General features: G+C 29.4%; 1 protein-coding gene and 1 pseudogene. Both read left to right on the top strand.

Annotated elements, in window-relative coordinates; all coding sequences use genetic code 11:
- Positions 1 to 290 precede the first annotated feature (290 nt).
- Entirely contained in the window at positions 291 to 758 is a 468-nt protein-coding gene (locus tag CD126_RS11865) for a CcdC family protein (protein ID WP_049405129.1), read from the top strand.
- A gap of 160 nt (positions 759 to 918) precedes the next feature.
- Positions 919 to 1,618: pseudogene (locus tag CD126_RS11870) on the top strand (hypothetical protein); the annotation flags it as partial.

Consider the following 1,618-nt stretch of genomic DNA (forward strand, 5'->3'; position numbering starts at 1 on the left):
TAGAGATATTCGTGCCTTTTTTGGTGTATAAAGAAAATTAACGGCTAGTGATTTTTTATCACCAACCATTAAAAGTGTACAGCCATAATTTGCATATAAGGGCTAGAAGCGTATGTATTATATCGCTTTTAGCCCTTCTTCTTTCTCATTATGTCAGAATACAATGTAGACATTTTAAATAGGACGTCATATGTTAAAAATTAACTCATTAAATTTACTGATATTAGAAGGTGTTAGTGGTATAATGTCGACTATGAATAAATCATAAGTGTATAAAAGAAGGTGTAAACGTGCTTTATCTTATATTCTCCATAGCTTTCGCCTTTTTAATGGGTATTGCAGTTATTATCATACGAATGAAAGCTCAGAAATTTCCAGTTAATGAAAAGAAAATAATCTTACCACCTTTCTTCATGGCAACTGGTGCATTGATGTATGTCGTTCCTTACTTTAGACTCACTGGTATGGAAATTCTAGAATCAATAATACTTGGCGTGATATTTTCAAGTGTATTAATTTGGACATCCAAATTTGAAGTTCAAGGCAGTGAGATTTATATGAAGAGATCTAAAGCCTTTCCAATTATTTTGATTAGTTTACTAGTAATAAGAACTGTTATTAAGATTTTTGTTAGTAATACGATTGACCCAGGACAGCTCGCAGGTATGTTCTTTTTATTAGCTTTCAGTATGATTGTACCTTGGCGTTTAGCAATGTTATATAGATTTAAAAAGTTACAAAAACAAATAATTCAATAATATTTAAACCGTTTATCTTTAATTAGATAAACGGTTTTATTCGTATAAAGTCGAACTTTTTTGGATTAATTTCCTAAAAAGTATTATCATTTTATTGAATTTAAGTTATCATCTACCATGGAAATATTATTCCAAATAGATATAGCGGAGGATTTATATTATGAAGAAATTTTTAGTATTAATTTTATCTACTATTTTTATTTTAGGGGCTTGTGGTCAAAGCAAGAGTGATAAAAAAGGGAAGACAGTTAGTTTTACTGACCAACTTAATAAAGGTAATCATGTAGTATTGCTCTATGAGGATAGCGATGATGAAATAGATAAAGATCAATATTTAGACGGTATCGCAAATGTTGAAGACGGAAAGGCTACTTTGTATAACTTTAGAGAAAAACATATGAACGTCGGGGAAGCTGAGAAAAAAAGTGATAAAGATCTAATTAAAATGGCAAAAAAAGAAGATAAAAAGGCGTTCAAAGATGCTAAACGAAAAAAAATTGACCTTTATGAAAATTTAACTTCTTCTGATGATGACAAATTTAAAGAAGATAATAAGAAAGAGTTAAAAGAAGCTAAAAAATTAAAATACAAAGAACCCAAAAAACAAACGATGACTACTGAAGTGAAAGCGGTGAAAGGTACTACAAAAACTTCTAGAATAGAGACTTCAAAATTCGATGATGATTCAGATGATGAAATAAACGATATTATATTGGATTATAATAGTGACCTAAATGAAGAATTTAATAGTGTATGTAAACCAAAAAAAGTTGGTTCTACTAAAATGATTGGTCTAGTTAAAAAAACAGGTAGCGGAGATAATTTACACGCAATTATGAGACTGTCTCTTATACACATCT

Origin of the sequence: Staphylococcus pettenkoferi (genome assembly GCF_002902685.1) — a bacterium.
Taxonomy (GTDB): domain Bacteria; phylum Bacillota; class Bacilli; order Staphylococcales; family Staphylococcaceae; genus Staphylococcus; species Staphylococcus pettenkoferi.